Origin of the sequence: Streptomyces sp. KR55 (assembly GCF_052245645.1) — a bacterium.
Taxonomy (GTDB): Bacteria; Actinomycetota; Actinomycetes; order Streptomycetales; family Streptomycetaceae; genus Streptomyces; species Streptomyces flavusporus.
Window position 1 is genome coordinate 1 of the sequence record NZ_JBQQCE010000221.1, and the last position, 15449, is coordinate 15449.

The following is a 15449-nucleotide window of genomic DNA, read 5'->3' on the forward strand; positions in this document are numbered from 1 at the left end:
CCAGGGCCTCGGAGTTCTGCACGCCTGCATTGAAACACCCTTGACGGGATGGTCAAGCAGGTTGACCATGTAGTCAAGCTGCTTGACTACATCGGAGGCCGCCCATGCCCGTCATCCGCTCGTCCGACGCCGTGACACACGAGATCCACGGCGCCCGCTTCGTCTCGTATGCCACTCCCCTCGCCGGCAGCAAGGAGCTGTGCGCGTGGCGCGGCGAGATTCCCCCGCGGACCAAAGCCCCCGCCCACACCGTCACCCGCGAGGAGATCTTCCACCTGCTCATCGGCGAACTCGTCATCACACTCGACGGCCGCACCGACCGCGTCCTGGCAGGCGACACGGTGATCATCAACCCGGGCTCCACCCTCGCCGTCGAGAACCCGACCGACCGGACCGCGATCTCCTGGGTCACCACCTCCATCGGCCTGGAGGCGGAGCTGGCCGACGGCACGCGCATCGTGCCGCCGTGGGCCAACTGAACTGCCGATCGAGAGGAGTTACGCCGCCAACGACCCCGGGATCACCGCCCATGGCCCGACTTTGCTCGCGCGCGGTCCGCGACCTCCTCGATGCGGCGACTCATCGATGAAGGCACCGCCGCACACCGGAGTACAGCACCTTTCCCGTCGCACGGGCGCGTCGGGCTCGGGCCCCTCCACCGCCAGGTTCACGCCGAACAGCGGACGGACGCCTGCCTTCACGCAGGCCTTGGCGAAGCGGACGGTGCCGGCGAGGGTGTCGCGGTCGGTGAGGGCGAGGGCGTCCATGCCCCGCTCGGAGGCGCGCTCGGCCAGCCACTCCGGGTGCGAGGCGCCGTAGCTCCCGGAGACGGTGTGCAGATGCGTGAAACCCGGCACACGCACCTCCTGCACTCGCGAGCCCTCACCAGCTCTCGAACGTCAGTCCCAACTCTCCCACCCCCGCCATGGACCAATTTTTCGAATACGTGCGCGAAATGCGTTCGGGCGTGTCTCGCCTGCGCAAACAGGCCCACAGACCCGGGCTGCGAGGACATGACAGACACCGCACGGGAGGAGACGCCGGGCATGCGAAAGTCCCGCCTCGCGCGCGGGGCGGGACTTCGCAAGAACGGAGTGGATCAGCCGATCTCGGTACCGGTCGCCGACAGGGCCTCCGTCACCGGCTGGAAGAAGGTCTCCCCGCCGGAGGTGCAGTCGCCGCTGCCGCCGGAGGTGAGGCCGACCGCGTTGCTGCCGGAGAACAGCGAGCCGCCGCTGTCACCGGGCTCGGCGCAGACGTCGGTCTGGATGAGACCGTTGACGATGTCGCCGTTGCCGTAGTTGACGGTGGCGTCCAGGCCGGTGACCGTGCCGGAGTGTACCTGCGTGGTCGAGCCGCTGCGGGTGACCTCCATGCCGACCGTGGCCTCGGCCGCGCCCGAGATCGCCTGCGCGGAACCGTCGTAGAGGTTGACCTCGCTCGGGTGGTCGACCTCGGCGGTGTACTTGACGAGGCCGTAGTCGTCGCCCGGGAAGCTGGAGGCCTCGTTCTCACCGATGACATTGCCGGACGAGTCCGACCAGGTGGAGATCCCCTCGGTGCAGTGGCCCGCGGTGAGGAAGAACGGCTCCCCGCCCTTGACCACGTTGAAGCCGAGCGAGCAGCGCCCGCCGTCGCCGGTGATGGCGTCGCCGCCGGCGATGAAGGGCTTGAACTCACCCTTGGTGCGCTGCAGTTCGGCCGTGCCGCCGAGCTCCTCGACGACCGAGGTCAGCTTCTTCCACTCGGCCGCGGAGACCGTGCGGTCGGCGGTCACGACAACCTTGTTGGTGGTCGGGTCGGTCACCCAGGAGGTGCCGGGGATGGTCGCGTCCTGCTTCAGGGTCGTACGGGCGCTCTTCAGTTCGGCGAGGGAGTTCTCGACGACTCTGGCCTTGGCGCCGGCCTGCTCGACCGTCTGTGCCGCGGCCTCGTCGAGCACGTTCACCACAAGGCTCTTGGCCTTCGCGTCGTAGTACGTTCCCGCCGCGTCCGCGCCGAGGTCACGGTCGAGCGTCGAGGCGAGCTTTCCGGCCGCCAGGGCCGACAGCGTCTTGAGCGCGGGCGCCTCCGGGGTCTCACTGGCGTTCGCACTCTGCAAGGTGACTCCCGCGGCGACCAGTGCGGCGATGCCCGCACCTGCCACGGCGGCCCGCCGCCTGGGTATGCGTCGGTGCTTCAACTCACGTCCTCCTGTGGGGGGTTGGTCCGGGAGGCTGTGGGGGCCTCACGAACCAGAAGGTGTGTGGACTGGGCGCCCACTATTCCGACACCCACAGGGAGCACACAAGGCCGACTTCAGGACGCGCGTACGACAACTGGCGTGCGCCCCATACGCCTTGCACAACTTGAACGTCCACGGTCACGCCAGCGCGATTCGCAGTGCAAACACTACGCGCGAGTAACCGGTATGCATTGAGTGAGGTCTAGTCCTGTCCGAAACTCGACCCTTCGGAGACTGGAACAAGGGCGAGCCCCCGCACGCGAGTTGCGTGCGGGGGCTCGCTTGCTGCCGGCTGCAGATCAGGCCATACAGGAACCGATGGCCGACTGGACGTCAGTAGACGCTGACGCCGTAGGCGCTCAGGGCCTCCGTGACGGGCTGGAAGAAGGTCGTACCGCCGGAGGTGCAGTTGCCGCTGCCGCCGGAGGTCAGACCGTACGCGGTGCCGTTGCTGCCGTAGAGCGGACCGCCGGAGTCGCCGGGCTCGGCGCAGACCGTGGTCTGGATCAGACCGGAGACGACGTCACCGCCGCCGTAGTTGACGGTGGCGTTGAGGGCGGTGACCCGGCCGCTGTGCGTGCCGGTGGTGGAGCCGTCGCGGATGACGGTGGTGCCCACGCTCGGCGTGGCCGCGCGGGTGATGTCCACGCCGTTCGCGGTGCCGGGCCTGCTGACGGACCCGGAGTACCGCACGATGCCGTAGTCGTTGCCCGGGAAGCTGGAGCCGGTGGTCGAGCCGATGACCGTGGTGCGGCCGGAGTTGGAGTACCAGGTGCCGGCGCCGTCGGTGCAGTGACCGGCGGTCAGGAAGTACTGGGTGCCGCTGCTGTTCTGGACGTTGAAGCCGAGGGAGCAGCGCCAGCTACTCGCATAGATGGCGTCGCCGCCCTGGATCAGCTTGTTGAACTTGCCGGGGGTGCGCTTGATCGTCAGGGCGTCGGCGTTGGCGCCGGCCGCCTTCTTGATCTTCGCGATCTCGGCCGCGGAGACCGTGCTGTCGACGGTGAGCAGCACGCGGTTGGTCTTGCTGTCGACGGCCCAGGCGGTGCCCGGGACGTCGGCCTTGAGCACCGAGTTGCCGGCGCTCTTGAGCTCGGTGGCGCTGAACGTGGCGGTGTCGGACGCGTTCGCGCTGGGGACCGCGATCGCGGCGGCGGCCACGAGTCCGGTGGAAACGGCGATCAGCCGGGTCCGTCTCGTTATGCCGCTGCGGGGGGTGGTGCGCTTGATCCTCACTTTTCGTTCCTCCACATGGGAAGTAGGGGGCCCGCGTGGGGTCGGGGCCCGTGAGGCGCAGCCAGCGGCGTGAGTGCCCGGATTCCGAACACGCCGTGCCCCTGACAAGCGCTGAGGGGAGTATTCGGGGGCACGGCCGACAGGCGCAAGAGCGCCTTTCGGCCGTCAATCTTTGAACGAGTTACGGGAATTGGCCACCGCTGCCCCACCGTCGGAGCACAGCAACCCTTCAGCAGCCGTCGCAGGGGCAGCAGCAGTCGCAGCCGCCGCAGTTGCAGTCGCAGTCACGGCAGCAACCCTCGCGCTTCTTGCGGGACCAGGGGCCCTCGTACTCCTTCGCGCAGCACAGCTTGCAGGTGCAGCACAGCAGCCAGAACATCCCGCAGCCGGCCCAGAACCCACGCCGCCCCTTCGGCGGCTGGGCGGCCGGCCCACCGCCGAACCCGCCGAAGTCACCACCACCGCCACCACCGCCGGGCGCTCCCCCACCGCCCGCATAAGGGTTCCCGCCCGCGTACGGGTTCCCGTCGGCGTACGGATTCTGCGGCGCCCCGTACGGCCCCTGCTGTGGCGGCTGACCATAGGGCCCGGGCTGGTGGGACGCGCAGGCGGGCACCGTGCCGAACGCCCGGTCCACCGAGCGCCGCAGCTCGTGCACGAGCAGCAGGTGCGCGAGCTTGGCATCCGTGCAGTGCTTTTCTGGGGAGACCCCAGACCCCCAGGCCACCTCCCGCAGCGCCAGCCGCACCCCGTGCACGGCGTCGTCCGCGAGCCGCCGCGCCTCGGTGAGCGAGGTCCCCGTGGCCGTCAGCGGGTTCCAGGCGCCCGACGCGGCGTCAGTCTCCTGGTCCTCCACGGCGTCCAGCAGATGCGCCAGCCGTCCGAAGAGTCGGCCGGCCTCGGCGAGTGGTGCGGCGTTGCCCGGCCGGCCCGCCAGGATCGCGGTGTGCGCGAAGGCCGCGGCGGTGGCGGTCTCGGTCGGCTCGGTGACGGTCAGGATCGACGTCCCGGGCCCGGCGAGCGCCTCTATGCCGACCTGCCGGTCCACGGCGTCGACCAGCACCGCCGTATCGAACCCGACCACCGCTGCGCCACGAGCCCCCGCACGCCCCCACCCGTCGGCGACCCGGCGCGCGGCGAGCGCCACCGGCCGGCGGCCCAGCAGCCCGTCCCCGTCGGCGACATGGTCGCGCACCTTGGCCGACGCGAGCACCAGCGAGACGGCGGCCGCGAGCCGGGCCCCCTCACCCTGGGCGACGGACGCGGTCCGCATCCCGCGCAGCGGACACGGCCCCGCCGTACGCCGCCACCCGCCGGCATCGGCCCGCTCGGCCTGAGCCTCCGTCAATACGGAGATGAGAAGCCCGTCGTAGTTCGTCACCACCCGGGCGAACTGTCCGTGGTCACTGCGCAGCGCAAGACACAGTCCGCACAGATGCGCCATCCACTGCGTCTTGAGTCGTTCCCCGAGCCGGTGGCTGCACGGCCTGACGATTCCGAACACGATGATCCCCCGTGATGCGTGCGACATTGAGCAGCCGCATCGTATCGACCGATTTTCACATCGGATCGACCGCCTTGGTTCACCCGTACGCCCCGTCCCTCACCCGTACGCCATGAAGAATCATATTTCACTCACAGTCAGCAGCTGGGCGTGGCAGGACCCTTGGGGCACCCGGGCTCTCGACGGATTCGCTGTGCACCAGTACCGTCACAAACCCCCCGCGCGGCGTCTATCCACTTGGCGCACCGTCCGCATCATGGATGACCATAGGGATGCGGAAAGCGAGAAAGCCCGCTGTGAGAGGAGGCGTCCATGGGATCGGTGCGCAAGGCGAGTGCGTGGCTCGGCCTCGTCGACGACAACGATGACGAGCGTTACTACGACGACGAGTACTCCGAGGGGACCGAGTCCGGGGACGCCTGGGTCACGGACCCCCGGGTGAAGGTGGCCACGGACACGGCCGAGGAGCGGGGCCGCCGGATCGGCACGGTCACCCCGGACAGCTTCCGGGACGCCCGCGCCATCGGCGAGCTGTTCCGGGACGGCGTCCCGGTGATCATGAACCTGACGGCCATGGAGCCCGCCGACGCCAAGCGCGTGGTGGACTTCGCGGCCGGCCTGATCTTCGGGCTGCGCGGTTCGATCGACCGCGTGTCCAACCGTGTGTTCCTGCTGAGCCCCGCCGACACGGAGATCATCAGCGGGGAGCCCGCCGCCCACCGGGCGGACGGCTTCTTCAACCAGAGCTGAGGCAAGGCCGCTCACCGGCCCTGCCCTTCCGGTGCGACGGATCACCGGAAGGCATCGACTCCGGTGAGCGCCTTGCCCAGCACGAGTTGGTGCATCTCGACGGTGCCCTCGTAGGTGAGCACCGATTCCAGGTTGGTCGCATGCCGCATCACCGGGTACTCCAGTGAGATCCCGTTGGCCCCGAGGATCGTCCGGGCCGTACGGCAGATGTCGATGGCCTCTCGTACGTTGTTGAGCTTGCCGAAGCTGACCTGTTCGGGTCGCAGCCGGCCGGCGTCCATACGCCGCCCCAGGTGATGGGCGAGCAGAATCCCCTTGTGCAGTTCGACCGCCATGTCGGCGAGTTTGGCCTGGGTGAGCTGGAATCCGGCGATGGGCCGCCCGAACTGCTCCCGCGTCTTCGCGTACTCGACGGCGGTCTCGAAGCAGGTCCGCGCCGCGCCCATGGCACCCCAGACGATGCCGTACCGGGCATGGGAGAGACAGCTGAGCGGACCGCGCAGTCCGGTCACGTCCGGCAGCACTGCATCCGCGGGCAGCCGTACGCCGTCGAGAATCAGCTCGCTGGTGACGCTGGCCCGCAGCGACCACTTGTGCCGGATCTCGGGCGCGGAGAACCCGGGGGCGTCGGTGGGCACGACGAACCCGCGGACACCCTCCTCGGTCTGCGCCCACACGACCGCGACCCCGGCGACGGACCCGTTGGTGATCCACATCTTGCGCCCGTTGAGGATCCAGTCGCCGCCGTCCCGCTTGGCATACGTCCGCATCGAGGCGGGGTCGGACCCGTGATCGGGTTCGGTGAGCCCGAAGCAGCCGATCACGTCACCGGCGGCCATGCCGGGCAGCCACCGCTGCTTCTGCTCCTCGGAGCCGAACCGGTGGATGGCGTACATGGCGAGCGATCCCTGCACCGACACCAGGGACCGGATCCCGGAGTCGGCGGCCTCGAGCTCCAGACAGGCGAGCCCGTACTGCACCGCACTGGCCCCGGCGCACCCGTACCCGCTGAGCGACATCCCGAGCGCCCCGATACCCCCGAGCTCCTTGGCGAGTTCCCGGATCCCCGGCAGTTCGCCCGCCTCGAACCACTCGGCGATGTGCGGCAGCACCCGGTCCGCGGCCCAGCTGCGCACGGTGTCCCGGACGGCCAGGTCCTCGGGCTCCAGCAAGTCGTCGATCCCGAGCGGATCGAACGGATCGAAGGCGGGCAACTTCTCGGACTTCTCGGACTTCGAGGACACCGACACCCTCCGGGCAGCTCAAACTAGCGCCGCTAGTCACGGACTCGGGGTGACGTTACGACCCGACGGCCTGCGGAGCAACCACCCGCAGGCCGCCGACGGCGCTCAACCCCCGCGGCCGACGTCCACCGGAGGTGCGTGGGTGGGAGTCCCGACGCCGGCACGAGGCGACGGCACTTCCACAGCGACCGTCTCGCACTGCATGGCCCGCGGCAACCGCAACGCCATCGCCGCCCCGAGCAGCAACAACCCCGCACTCACCAGCAGCGTCACATGCAGCCCATGCACAAAACAGTCCCGAGCCGCCTCCCGCAGGGCATCCCCCGCCGGTCCCCCGAGCCGCCCGGCGACGTCATACGCCTCCCCCAGCGAATGCCCCGCCGCAGCCGAGGCCGACGCCGGAACCCCCGGCACGGACGTCAGCCCAGGCGTGTACGCCGCATTCATCACGCTCCCGAGAAGCGCAATCCCGATCCCCGCCCCCAGCTGGTACGACGTCTCCCCGATCGCCGCCGCGCCCCCCGCCTGCTCCGGCGGAGCCTCGCTCAGCATGGACTCGTACGCCCCGAACAGCGTGGTCTCCAGCCCGAATCCGAGCAGCACGAACCCGGCCAGCAGCAGCCCGGGGTTGTCCTGCCTCCCCATCGCGGTCAGCAGCACCACGGCGAAGGCCGTGAGACAGAACCCGGAGGACACCATCCGCCGCGGCCCGAACCGCCGCAGCATCCGCGCCCCGAACAGCCCCGCAGCCATCGCCGCGAACGTCAGCGGCACCAACCGCAGCCCGGTCTCCAGCGGCGACAGGTCCAGCACCAGTTGCAGATACTGCGCCGCGATCAGCTCCAGCCCCACCAGCGCGAGCATCGCCAGCACAATGCACCCGACCGACGTGCTGAACGCCGGACGGGCGAACATCCGCAGGTCGACCAGCGGATGCTTGCGCCGCCGCTGCCGCCGTACGAACAGGACGACCAGCGCGACCCCCACCACGAGCGGCACCACGGTGAACGCACTGTCCACCGGCTCACCGCCACCGAGCCGCTTGACCCCCAGCACCACCCCGAACAACCCGGCCGCTGCCATCAGCGCACCGACCACGTCCCAGGGCCCGTCCCCCGCTCCCGTCGACTCGGGCAGCAGAAGTCGCCCCACCGGCAGACTGACCAGCATCAACGGGATGTTGACGAGGAACACCGACCCCCACCAGAAGTGCTCGAGGAGGAAGCCGCCGAGCAGGGGCCCAACCGCCGCGCCGACCGCGGCCACCGCACTCCAGACACCGATCGCGAGCGCCCGCTCGCGCCGGTCGGGGAAGACCTGCCGCAGGATCGACAGCGTCGCGGGCATGATCATCGCGCCGCCGACGCCGAGCAATGCCCGCGCCACGATCAGGACCTGCGCGGTGTCGGCGACGGCCGCCATGGCGGAGGCGACGCCGAACAGGGCGTAGCCGAGGAGCAGGATCCGTCTGCGGCCCACCCGGTCGCCGAGCGTGCCGAAGAGGATCAGCAGCGAGGCGCAGACGAGCGGGTAGGTGTCGACGATCCAGAGCAGTTCTATCGCGCTGGGCTTGAGGTCCTCGGTGACGGCGGGCACCGCCACGTGCAGCACGGTCGCGTCGACCGCGACCAGCAGCAGACTGGTGCAGAGGACCACGAGGACGACCCAGCGGTTGGCACCGGCCCCGGCCGCCCGACGGCGCAGCCCGACGGCAGCCGTGGTCGTCCCGGACATGTACGTACCTCCCAGATGTTCCCTCGCTTCGGCGGGCTCACGGGAGTGGGGACTCCCCCGTGACTCGGCCGGAGAGGAGCGGTGGTCTCCGGCCCGCGCAACGATCGGCGAGTGACACGTCAGCGTACGCGAGTCCGTGCCGTGACCGAGTGGCGGACCTCTCATACATATGGCGGAACAGTGTGGCGTACGCCACTACCGTCGCCCGCCTTCGCCTGCCATCACGTCGCCGCCGGCCGTGCGGTTGCGCGGGCCGTCGATAATCGAGCCCGTGACCGATCTTGCAACGCCTGTGGCACGCCGCGGCTCCGCGGCCCTGCGCCGGGCAGCCCCGGCCCTTCTCGGGTACGCGGCCGTCCGTGCGCTGGGACTGCTCGCGCTGGCCGGGTGGAGCGCGGCGCGGGACAAGAGCGCGTACACGCTGCTGACCGCCCGCTGGGACGCGCTCTGGTACACCCGGGTCGCCGAACTGGGCTACGGCTACGAAGTGCGTCTGCCGAACGGCGACGTGCACTCCAACCTGGCCTTCTTCCCCCTCCTCCCCTGGCTGGAGCGGCTGCTGCACGCGGTGACCCCGCTGTCGTACGCCGACGCCGGCTTCGTCGTCAGCCTGCTCGCCTCGCTCGCGGCGGCGTGGGGGATCTTCGCGGTCGCCGACCACGTGTACGGCCGTCGGGCCGGAGTCTGTGCGGTGCTGCTGTGGGCGGTGCTGCCGGTCGGGATCGTGCAGTCGATGGCGTACAGCGAGTCGCTGTTCACGGCGCTGGCCGCCTGGTCGCTGTACGCGGTCCTGACCGGTCGCTGGCTCACCGCGGGCTCGCTGGCCCTGCTGGCGGGACTGACCCGGCCGGTGGGGCTCGCCGTGGTCGCGGCGGTGTGGGCGGCCGGGATCGTCTCCTTCGTACGAGCACGAGACCGGGACCTTGCTCCGTCCGTGCGGTACCGCAGCGCGGCGCCCGGTCCCGGCGCACATGCCCTGTCGCGCGCCGCCTCCCCCTCCGACGGCGCGGGCATCGAGGGCGCGTCGGCCGGGCGGCGCGCCCTCGGCATGCTCCTCGCGCCGCTCGGCGCCGCCGGGTACGTCCTGTGGGTCGGCCACCACACCGGCAAGGGTCCGCTCGGCTATCTCGACGTCCAGGCGGGCTGGCGCAACGGCTTCGACGGCGGGTACGCCTTCGCCCGCTTCGTCGCCGAAAAGTTCACGTCGTTTCCGTCGGCCCTGGCCGGCCTGGGCCTGGTCGTCGGGGTCGGGCTGGTGGTCTGGCTGTACGTCGTCTGTGTCCGGCAGCGCCAGCCGCTTCCGCTGCTGGTGTACGCGGGGGTGGTCACCGCGCTCGCCCTGTGCGCGTCGAGCTACTTCGGCTCGAAACCGCGCCTGTTGCTGCCGGCGTTCCCGCTGCTGCTGCCCCTCGCGCTCACCCTGGCCAGACTGCGCACCACCGCCGCCGCGCTGGTCGTGGGCGGGGTCGCGGCGGCGTCGGCGGCCTACGGGGCCTTCTGGCTGAACGGCTCCGGTCCGCCCTGACCTGCTTCGAGCGCCGGTTTCATTGCCGGTTTTATTGCCAGGTTATTGCCAGGTTAGCGACCGGAAAAATTCCCCCCATGGTCCGGTTAACGGTTTCATAAGCAAGCTAAAACACTGCACCATGAGGCGATCAAAGGAATTGAAGGGAAGGGCCGCGAGGGATTGCAGAATCCCCGGAAATAAACCCCTTCCTGAGAGAAATCCCACATCACATCGTCATTACAAACCCGGTGATTGGGCGGGGAACTGAGCTCACTCGCTGTAACGTCGATTGTGTGCGTACCGAACCAACGCTGACCCGGCTCGACCGGATCTTCGCCCGACTGGACCGTGAACCCGTGCGGCCGGTCCTCGACGTGCCGCGAATGACCCGGCACCGGGTGGTGCTCTTCGGCGCGACTCTCACCTTCTACCTGACGATCGTCCTCGCCGTGGTGACCACCTCATGGCTGGTCCGGTTCGACTGGCAGGCGATGCTGTTCCGGCCCTACCAGCAGTGGTCCGGGATCCACGCCTTCCTGGACTACTGGGTGGTCCTCGGGCAGCGCGGCCCCACGGCCGTCATGGTCGCCGCCTGGCTGGGCTGGCGCTGCTGGCGGCAGCACACGCTGCGGCCGCTGCTGGCGTTCGGCGCGGCACTGCTGTTGCTGAACGTGACCGTGGGTGCGGTGAAGTACGGCCTGGGCCGCTCGGGCCCGCACTACGCGACCGAGGTCGGTTCCAACGAGATGTGGCACTGGTTCCAGGCCGGGAGCGACATATTTCCCTCGGGACACACCGCGAACGCCGTCGTGACCTGGGGCATCCTCGCGTATCTGGCCACCTCGCCACGCGCCCGGCGCTGGCTGTCCGCACTGTCGGCGGTGCTGTCGCTCAGTGTCGGCCTCACCACCGTCTACCTGGGTACGCACTGGCTGAGCGATGTGCTGCTGGGCTGGGCCGCGGGTCTGCTCATCCTGCTGGCGCTGCCGTGGTTCGAGCCGCTGATCGCCCACGCCGAGGCCCGGCTCCTGGACCTGCGCGACCGCTGGCTCGCCGGTGTGCGGCGTACGGCTCCGCAGGCCGCGCCCGTCCCGGCCGAGGCTCCCGCGGTGCTCACCCCGTGCCCGGTCGCCGAGGAGGAGGCGGCACCGGTGCGCGAGACCCTCTCCCCGTCGGCGGCCCGCACCACCCGGGCGCCGGTCTATCTGGCCCCGGGCCCGCACAGCACCCGCGCGGAGCGCACCCCGGTCACCCCGGCAGGCAGTCGCCGGCCCCCGCACCCCGACCGTCTCCCGCGCGGCCCGGCCTCGACGGCCCGCCCGGTCACGGGCGGCTGACCGGCCCGACGGTACGCACGGCGAAGGCCCCGGTTCCTCGTGGAGGGAACCGGGGCCTTTCGTCATGCACCGTCGGCCGTCAGCCCTTCCAGGCGCGCGCCACCACGCCGGCCTTGACCTCGAAGTTCAGTCGGCCCACGCGGTACTCCATCGTGATGATCGCCCCCGGCGGCAGCGAGCGCACCGTCGACCAGCCGCGCTCGCGCGCGAGCCGCTCGGCCGCGGCCTCTTCGAGGCCGATGTACGCCTCGGGACTGTCGTCGGGTTCCGCGGGAGGTGTGGGAATGGGTGCCATGCCGCCACGCTAGGCGCTGCACGGCGGCCGGGGAAGTCGGCCAGGGAAGTGGAACTCGTGCACCGTGGGTCACTGATCCCCCTGCGGTCACACTTCTGTCACAAGATCACGACACGCGTTTCGATGGAACTCCATCACCCGAACGGACGGATCCGTACGCCTTACGGCGGCATCCGAACACAATTCCCGTGTGTCTCCACAACTCCTCGAATTGCCCGGCGGAGAGTTTCTGAAGGACCGTCCCCGGATCCCGTTCCATTCCAGTTCCGGGCGGGCCCGCAGGGAGTCGGCACAACACAGGAAATACCCGGTTCCGGCACAGACTCCCCGTACGCCCCCTGTCGCGGCACCCGGCCGCGCGAGCATCATGGCGTGGGCTCGCGGGTACGCGTGGCGCGGGCTCGACGGGCCCGGGCGCGACGAGCGAAGGGGCGAGCGAGGCATGGGGACGGAGACCGTACCGGCAGCGGCAGGACCCGTACGGACCAGGGCGCGCGGCGAGGTGATCGTCGACTGGCTGACCACCACCGACCACAAGAAGATCGGCCACCTCTACCTGATCACGTCGTTCGCGTTCTTCCTGATCGGCGGGGCGATGGCGCTGGTGATGCGCGCCGAGCTGGGCCGGCCGGGGCTGCAGATCGTGAGCAACAACGAGTTCAACCAGTTGTTCACGATGCACGGCACGATCATGCTGCTGCTGTTCGCGACGCCCAGCTTCGCCGGTTTCGCCAACGAGCTGATGCCGTTGCAGATCGGCGCCCCCGACGTCGCCTTCCCGCGGCTGAACATGCTGTCGTACTGGCTGTTCCTGTTCGGCGGGCTGATCGTGCTCGGCTCGCTGCTGGTGCCCGACGGGCCCGCCAACTTCGGCTGGTTCGCCTACGCGCCGCTGAACAGCATGGAACGCTCACCCGGCGTCGGGCCCGACCTGTGGATCATGGGACTGGCGCTGGCCGGCTTCGGCACGATCCTCGGCGCGGTCAACTTCATCACCACCATCATCGCCATGCGCGCCCCCGGCATGACGATGTTCCGGATGCCGATCTTCACCTGGAACACGCTGTTCACGTCGATCCTGATCCTGATGGCGTTCCCGGTGCTGGCGGCCGCGCTGCTCTGTCTGGAGGCGGACCGGCGGTTCGGCTCGCACATCTTCGACGCGGCCAACGGCGGGGCACTGCTGTGGCAGCACCTGTTCTGGTTCTTCGGGCATCCCGAGGTGTACATCATCGCGCTGCCGTTCTTCGGCATCGTCACGGAGATCATCCCGGTCTTCAGCCGCAAGCCGATCTTCGGCTACACGGCGCTGATCGGCGCGACGATGGCGATCACCGGTCTGTCCGTGGTCGTGTGGGCGCACCACATGTTCGCCACCGGGGCGGTGCTGCTGCCGTTCTTCTCCTTCATGAGCTTTCTCATCGCCGTGCCGACGGGCGTGAAGTTCTTCAACTGGACCGGGACGATGCTCAAGGGCTCGCTGTCCTTCGAGACGCCGATGCTGTGGTCGGTCGGTTTCCTGGTGACGTTCCTGTTCGGCGGTCTGACCGGGGTGATCCTGGCGTCGCCGCCGATGGACTTCCACGTCACGGACACGTATTTCGTGGTGGCGCACTTCCACTACGTCGTGTTCGGCACCGTCGTCTTCGCGATCTTCGCCGGCTTCTACTTCTGGTGGCCGAAGTTCACCGGGAAGATGCTCGACGAGCGGCTCGGCAAGATCCAGTTCTGGACGCTGTTCATCGGTTTCCACACCACGTTCCTGGTGCAGCACTGGCTGGGCGCGGAGGGCATGCCGCGCCGCTACTCCGACTACCTCGCCGCGGACGGCTTCACCGCCCTGAACACCGTGTCGACGATCGGCGCCTTCCTGCTCGGCCTGTCGACGCTGCCGTTCCTCTACAACGTCTGGAAGACCACCAGGTACGGCAGGAAGGTCGACGTGGACGACCCCTGGGGCTACGGCCGCTCCCTGGAGTGGGCGACCTCCTGCCCGCCGCCGCGTCACAACTTCACGACGCTGCCGAAGATCCGCTCCGACTCCCCGGCGTTCGACCTGCATCACCCCCAGTACGCGGAGCTGGAGCAGAACCGCGTTCAAGAGCCCGGCTCAGGCGGTCCCGTGCCGTCCTGATCGCCTCCGTCAGCCCGTCCGGTTCCAGCACCTCGAACTCGAACCCCATCAGCATCACATGAATGACCATCACGTCGAGGCTCGCGGCCCCGGTGTGCAGGATGCAGGCGTCGTCGCCGTCGGCCTGAAGCGTCCCGGCGGACGGCGAGATGTGCTCGGCGGCCACCTCGACGGGCACCAGCAGCCGGACGGCGGCATGCGTGGCGTACGCGCGCGTGGAGACACCTTTCGAGACGTACGCGGCCAGGTCCTCGGCGGGCGGGGTGCGCGGGGCGAAGCGCGGGCCGTGCGGCGGCTTCGGGGCGATGCGGTCGACGCGGAAGGTGCGCCAGTCGTCCCGGTCGAGGTCCCAGGCGACCAGGTACCAGCGGCGCTCGGTGCACACCAGGCGGTGCGGTTCGACACTGCGGCGGGTGGGGGTGCCCTCGTGATCGAGGTACTCGAAGCGCAGCCGCTCCGCATCCCGGCACAGGCCTGCCAGCTCGGTCAGGACGGCCGGGTCGACGGCGGCCGGCTGGGGGCCCCTCAGCATCGGCACGGTGAAGGCGTTGAGGGCGCCCACGCGTCGGCGCAGCCGGTTCGGCAGGACCTGCTCCAGCTTGGCGAGGGCCCGCACGGAGGTCTCGCCGATGCCCTCGACGCCCTGCCCGGCGGCCGTGCGCAGCCCGACGGCGACCGCGACGGCCTCGTCGTCGTCCAGCAGCAGGGGCGGCAGCTCGGCACCCGCGCCCAGTGTGTAGCCGCCGCCGGTGCCGGGGCTGGCGTTGACGGGGTAGCCGAGCTCGCGCAGTCGGTCGACATCCCGGCGGACGGTGCGCGGGGTGACGCCGAGGCGGTCGGCCAGTTCGGCGCCGGACCATTCGCGGTGGGCCTGGAGCAGCGAGAGCAGGCGCAGGAGGCGGGCGGAGGTTTCCAGCATGGGTCGAGTCTGTCAGCCGTTGCGGACAGGTGCGGTCCTGAAGCGTCACGGCTCGTACGACAGCAGCGGCACGTCGAAGCAGGTGCTGTTCATGTCCCCCTGGGAGACCCAGCCCCGGCCGTCCTGCCAGCGGGCCACCGACAGACAGTTCCTGCGGGTCTGCGGCGGCTCGGGCAGCGGCCTGAAGGTGACGGGGAGCAGCAGGCCGTCCGCGGTGTAACCGTCGCTGCGGTGCACGAAATCGTCGACGCACGCGCGCGTGATGCCGGTTCGGGAGCAGGACCGCGCCGCGTCCGTGAACCACTTCGCCGCCGCCCAGCCCTCCAACTGCCACTGGGAATGCGTCGGCAGCGACTCGGTGGCGTCCCGGAACTCCCGTACGGCCTCGTTGCCGGTGTCCTGGTGGTTGCGGCTGGACCCGGTCGCCCACAGGGCGTTGCGGCAGCGCGGGGCGTCCTTGTAGTCCTCGGGGACGGTGGACGTCCAGTTCTGCACGTTGGTGACCTTGGCGGTGACCTCGGTGCCGACGTCGTCCATCGCCTTGCACAGACGGGCGTTGCCGTGG

Annotated in this window: 11 protein-coding genes and 3 pseudogenes; 5 read left to right on the top strand and 9 right to left on the bottom strand. The window is 69.9% G+C overall.

The window, feature by feature from the left end:
- Positions 1-104 precede the first annotated feature (104 nt).
- On the top strand, positions 105-479 hold the full coding sequence (locus tag ACTWQJ_RS28575; RefSeq protein WP_443309420.1) for a cupin domain-containing protein: 375 nt from the start codon (positions 105-107) through the stop codon (positions 477-479).
- Between the two features lie 87 nt (positions 480-566).
- On the opposite strand, the pseudogene ACTWQJ_RS28580 reads toward ACTWQJ_RS28575, so the two are convergent.
- From ACTWQJ_RS28580 to ACTWQJ_RS28595, 4 genes and pseudogenes are all read right to left on the bottom strand, one after another.
- Positions 567-857, bottom strand: a pseudogene (locus ACTWQJ_RS28580) (PHP domain-containing protein); the annotation flags it as partial.
- 242 nt (positions 858-1099) lie between these two features.
- Complete coding sequence (locus tag ACTWQJ_RS28585; protein WP_443309421.1) at positions 1100-2182, bottom strand: S1 family peptidase; 1083 nt, start codon at positions 2180-2182, stop codon at positions 1100-1102.
- 375 nt (positions 2183-2557) lie between these two features.
- Positions 2558-3460: a S1 family peptidase gene (locus ACTWQJ_RS28590; RefSeq protein WP_443309422.1), complete on the bottom strand. Its 903-nt coding sequence runs from the start codon at positions 3458-3460 to the stop codon at positions 2558-2560.
- A 229-nt stretch (positions 3461-3689) separates the two neighbouring features.
- A complete protein-coding gene (locus ACTWQJ_RS28595; RefSeq protein WP_443309423.1) occupies positions 3690-4964 on the bottom strand; it encodes a DUF5685 family protein in 1275 nt (424 codons plus the stop codon).
- Positions 4965-5276: 312 nt separating this feature from the next.
- Between ACTWQJ_RS28595 and ACTWQJ_RS28600 the strand changes: the two genes are divergently transcribed.
- Positions 5277-5714, top strand: a complete 438-nt coding sequence (locus ACTWQJ_RS28600; protein ID WP_443309424.1) for a cell division protein SepF — start codon at positions 5277-5279, stop codon at positions 5712-5714.
- Between the two features lie 41 nt (positions 5715-5755).
- Here the strand turns inward: ACTWQJ_RS28600 and ACTWQJ_RS28605 are convergent, their stop codons facing one another.
- Together ACTWQJ_RS28605 and ACTWQJ_RS28610 are read right to left on the bottom strand one after the other, a co-directional pair.
- Positions 5756-6964, bottom strand: a complete 1209-nt coding sequence (locus ACTWQJ_RS28605; protein ID WP_443309425.1) for an acyl-CoA dehydrogenase family protein — start codon at positions 6962-6964, stop codon at positions 5756-5758.
- A gap of 99 nt (positions 6965-7063) precedes the next feature.
- Positions 7064-8692, bottom strand: coding sequence for an MFS transporter (locus tag ACTWQJ_RS28610; protein WP_443309426.1), 1629 nt, complete (start codon positions 8690-8692; stop codon positions 7064-7066).
- Positions 8693-8963: 271 nt separating this feature from the next.
- Here ACTWQJ_RS28610 and ACTWQJ_RS28615 point away from each other — a divergent pair, with 271 nt between their 5' ends.
- Together ACTWQJ_RS28615 and ACTWQJ_RS28620 are read left to right on the top strand one after the other, a co-directional pair.
- Entirely contained in the window at positions 8964-10217 is a 1254-nt protein-coding gene (locus ACTWQJ_RS28615; protein ID WP_443309427.1) for a hypothetical protein, read from the top strand.
- Positions 10218-10492: 275 nt separating this feature from the next.
- A complete protein-coding gene (locus ACTWQJ_RS28620) occupies positions 10493-11536 on the top strand; it encodes a phosphatase PAP2 family protein (RefSeq protein ID WP_443309428.1) in 1044 nt (347 codons plus the stop codon).
- A gap of 79 nt (positions 11537-11615) precedes the next feature.
- Here ACTWQJ_RS28620 and ACTWQJ_RS28625 read toward each other — a convergent pair whose 3' ends face one another.
- On the bottom strand, positions 11616-11831 hold the full coding sequence (locus ACTWQJ_RS28625; protein ID WP_443309429.1) for an I78 family peptidase inhibitor: 216 nt from the start codon (positions 11829-11831) through the stop codon (positions 11616-11618).
- Between the two features lie 442 nt (positions 11832-12273).
- Between ACTWQJ_RS28625 and ctaD the strand changes: the two are divergent.
- Positions 12274-13914, top strand: a pseudogene (gene ctaD, locus ACTWQJ_RS28630) (aa3-type cytochrome oxidase subunit I); the annotation flags it as partial.
- On the opposite strand, the gene ACTWQJ_RS28635 reads toward ctaD, so the two are convergent.
- Positions 13844-14884, bottom strand: coding sequence for a helix-turn-helix transcriptional regulator (locus tag ACTWQJ_RS28635; RefSeq protein WP_443309430.1), 1041 nt, complete (start codon positions 14882-14884; stop codon positions 13844-13846). The pseudogene ctaD and the gene ACTWQJ_RS28635 overlap by 71 nt on opposite strands.
- Before the next feature lie 45 nt (positions 14885-14929).
- Positions 14930-15449 (bottom strand): annotated as a pseudogene (locus ACTWQJ_RS28640) (ABC transporter substrate-binding protein); the annotation flags it as partial.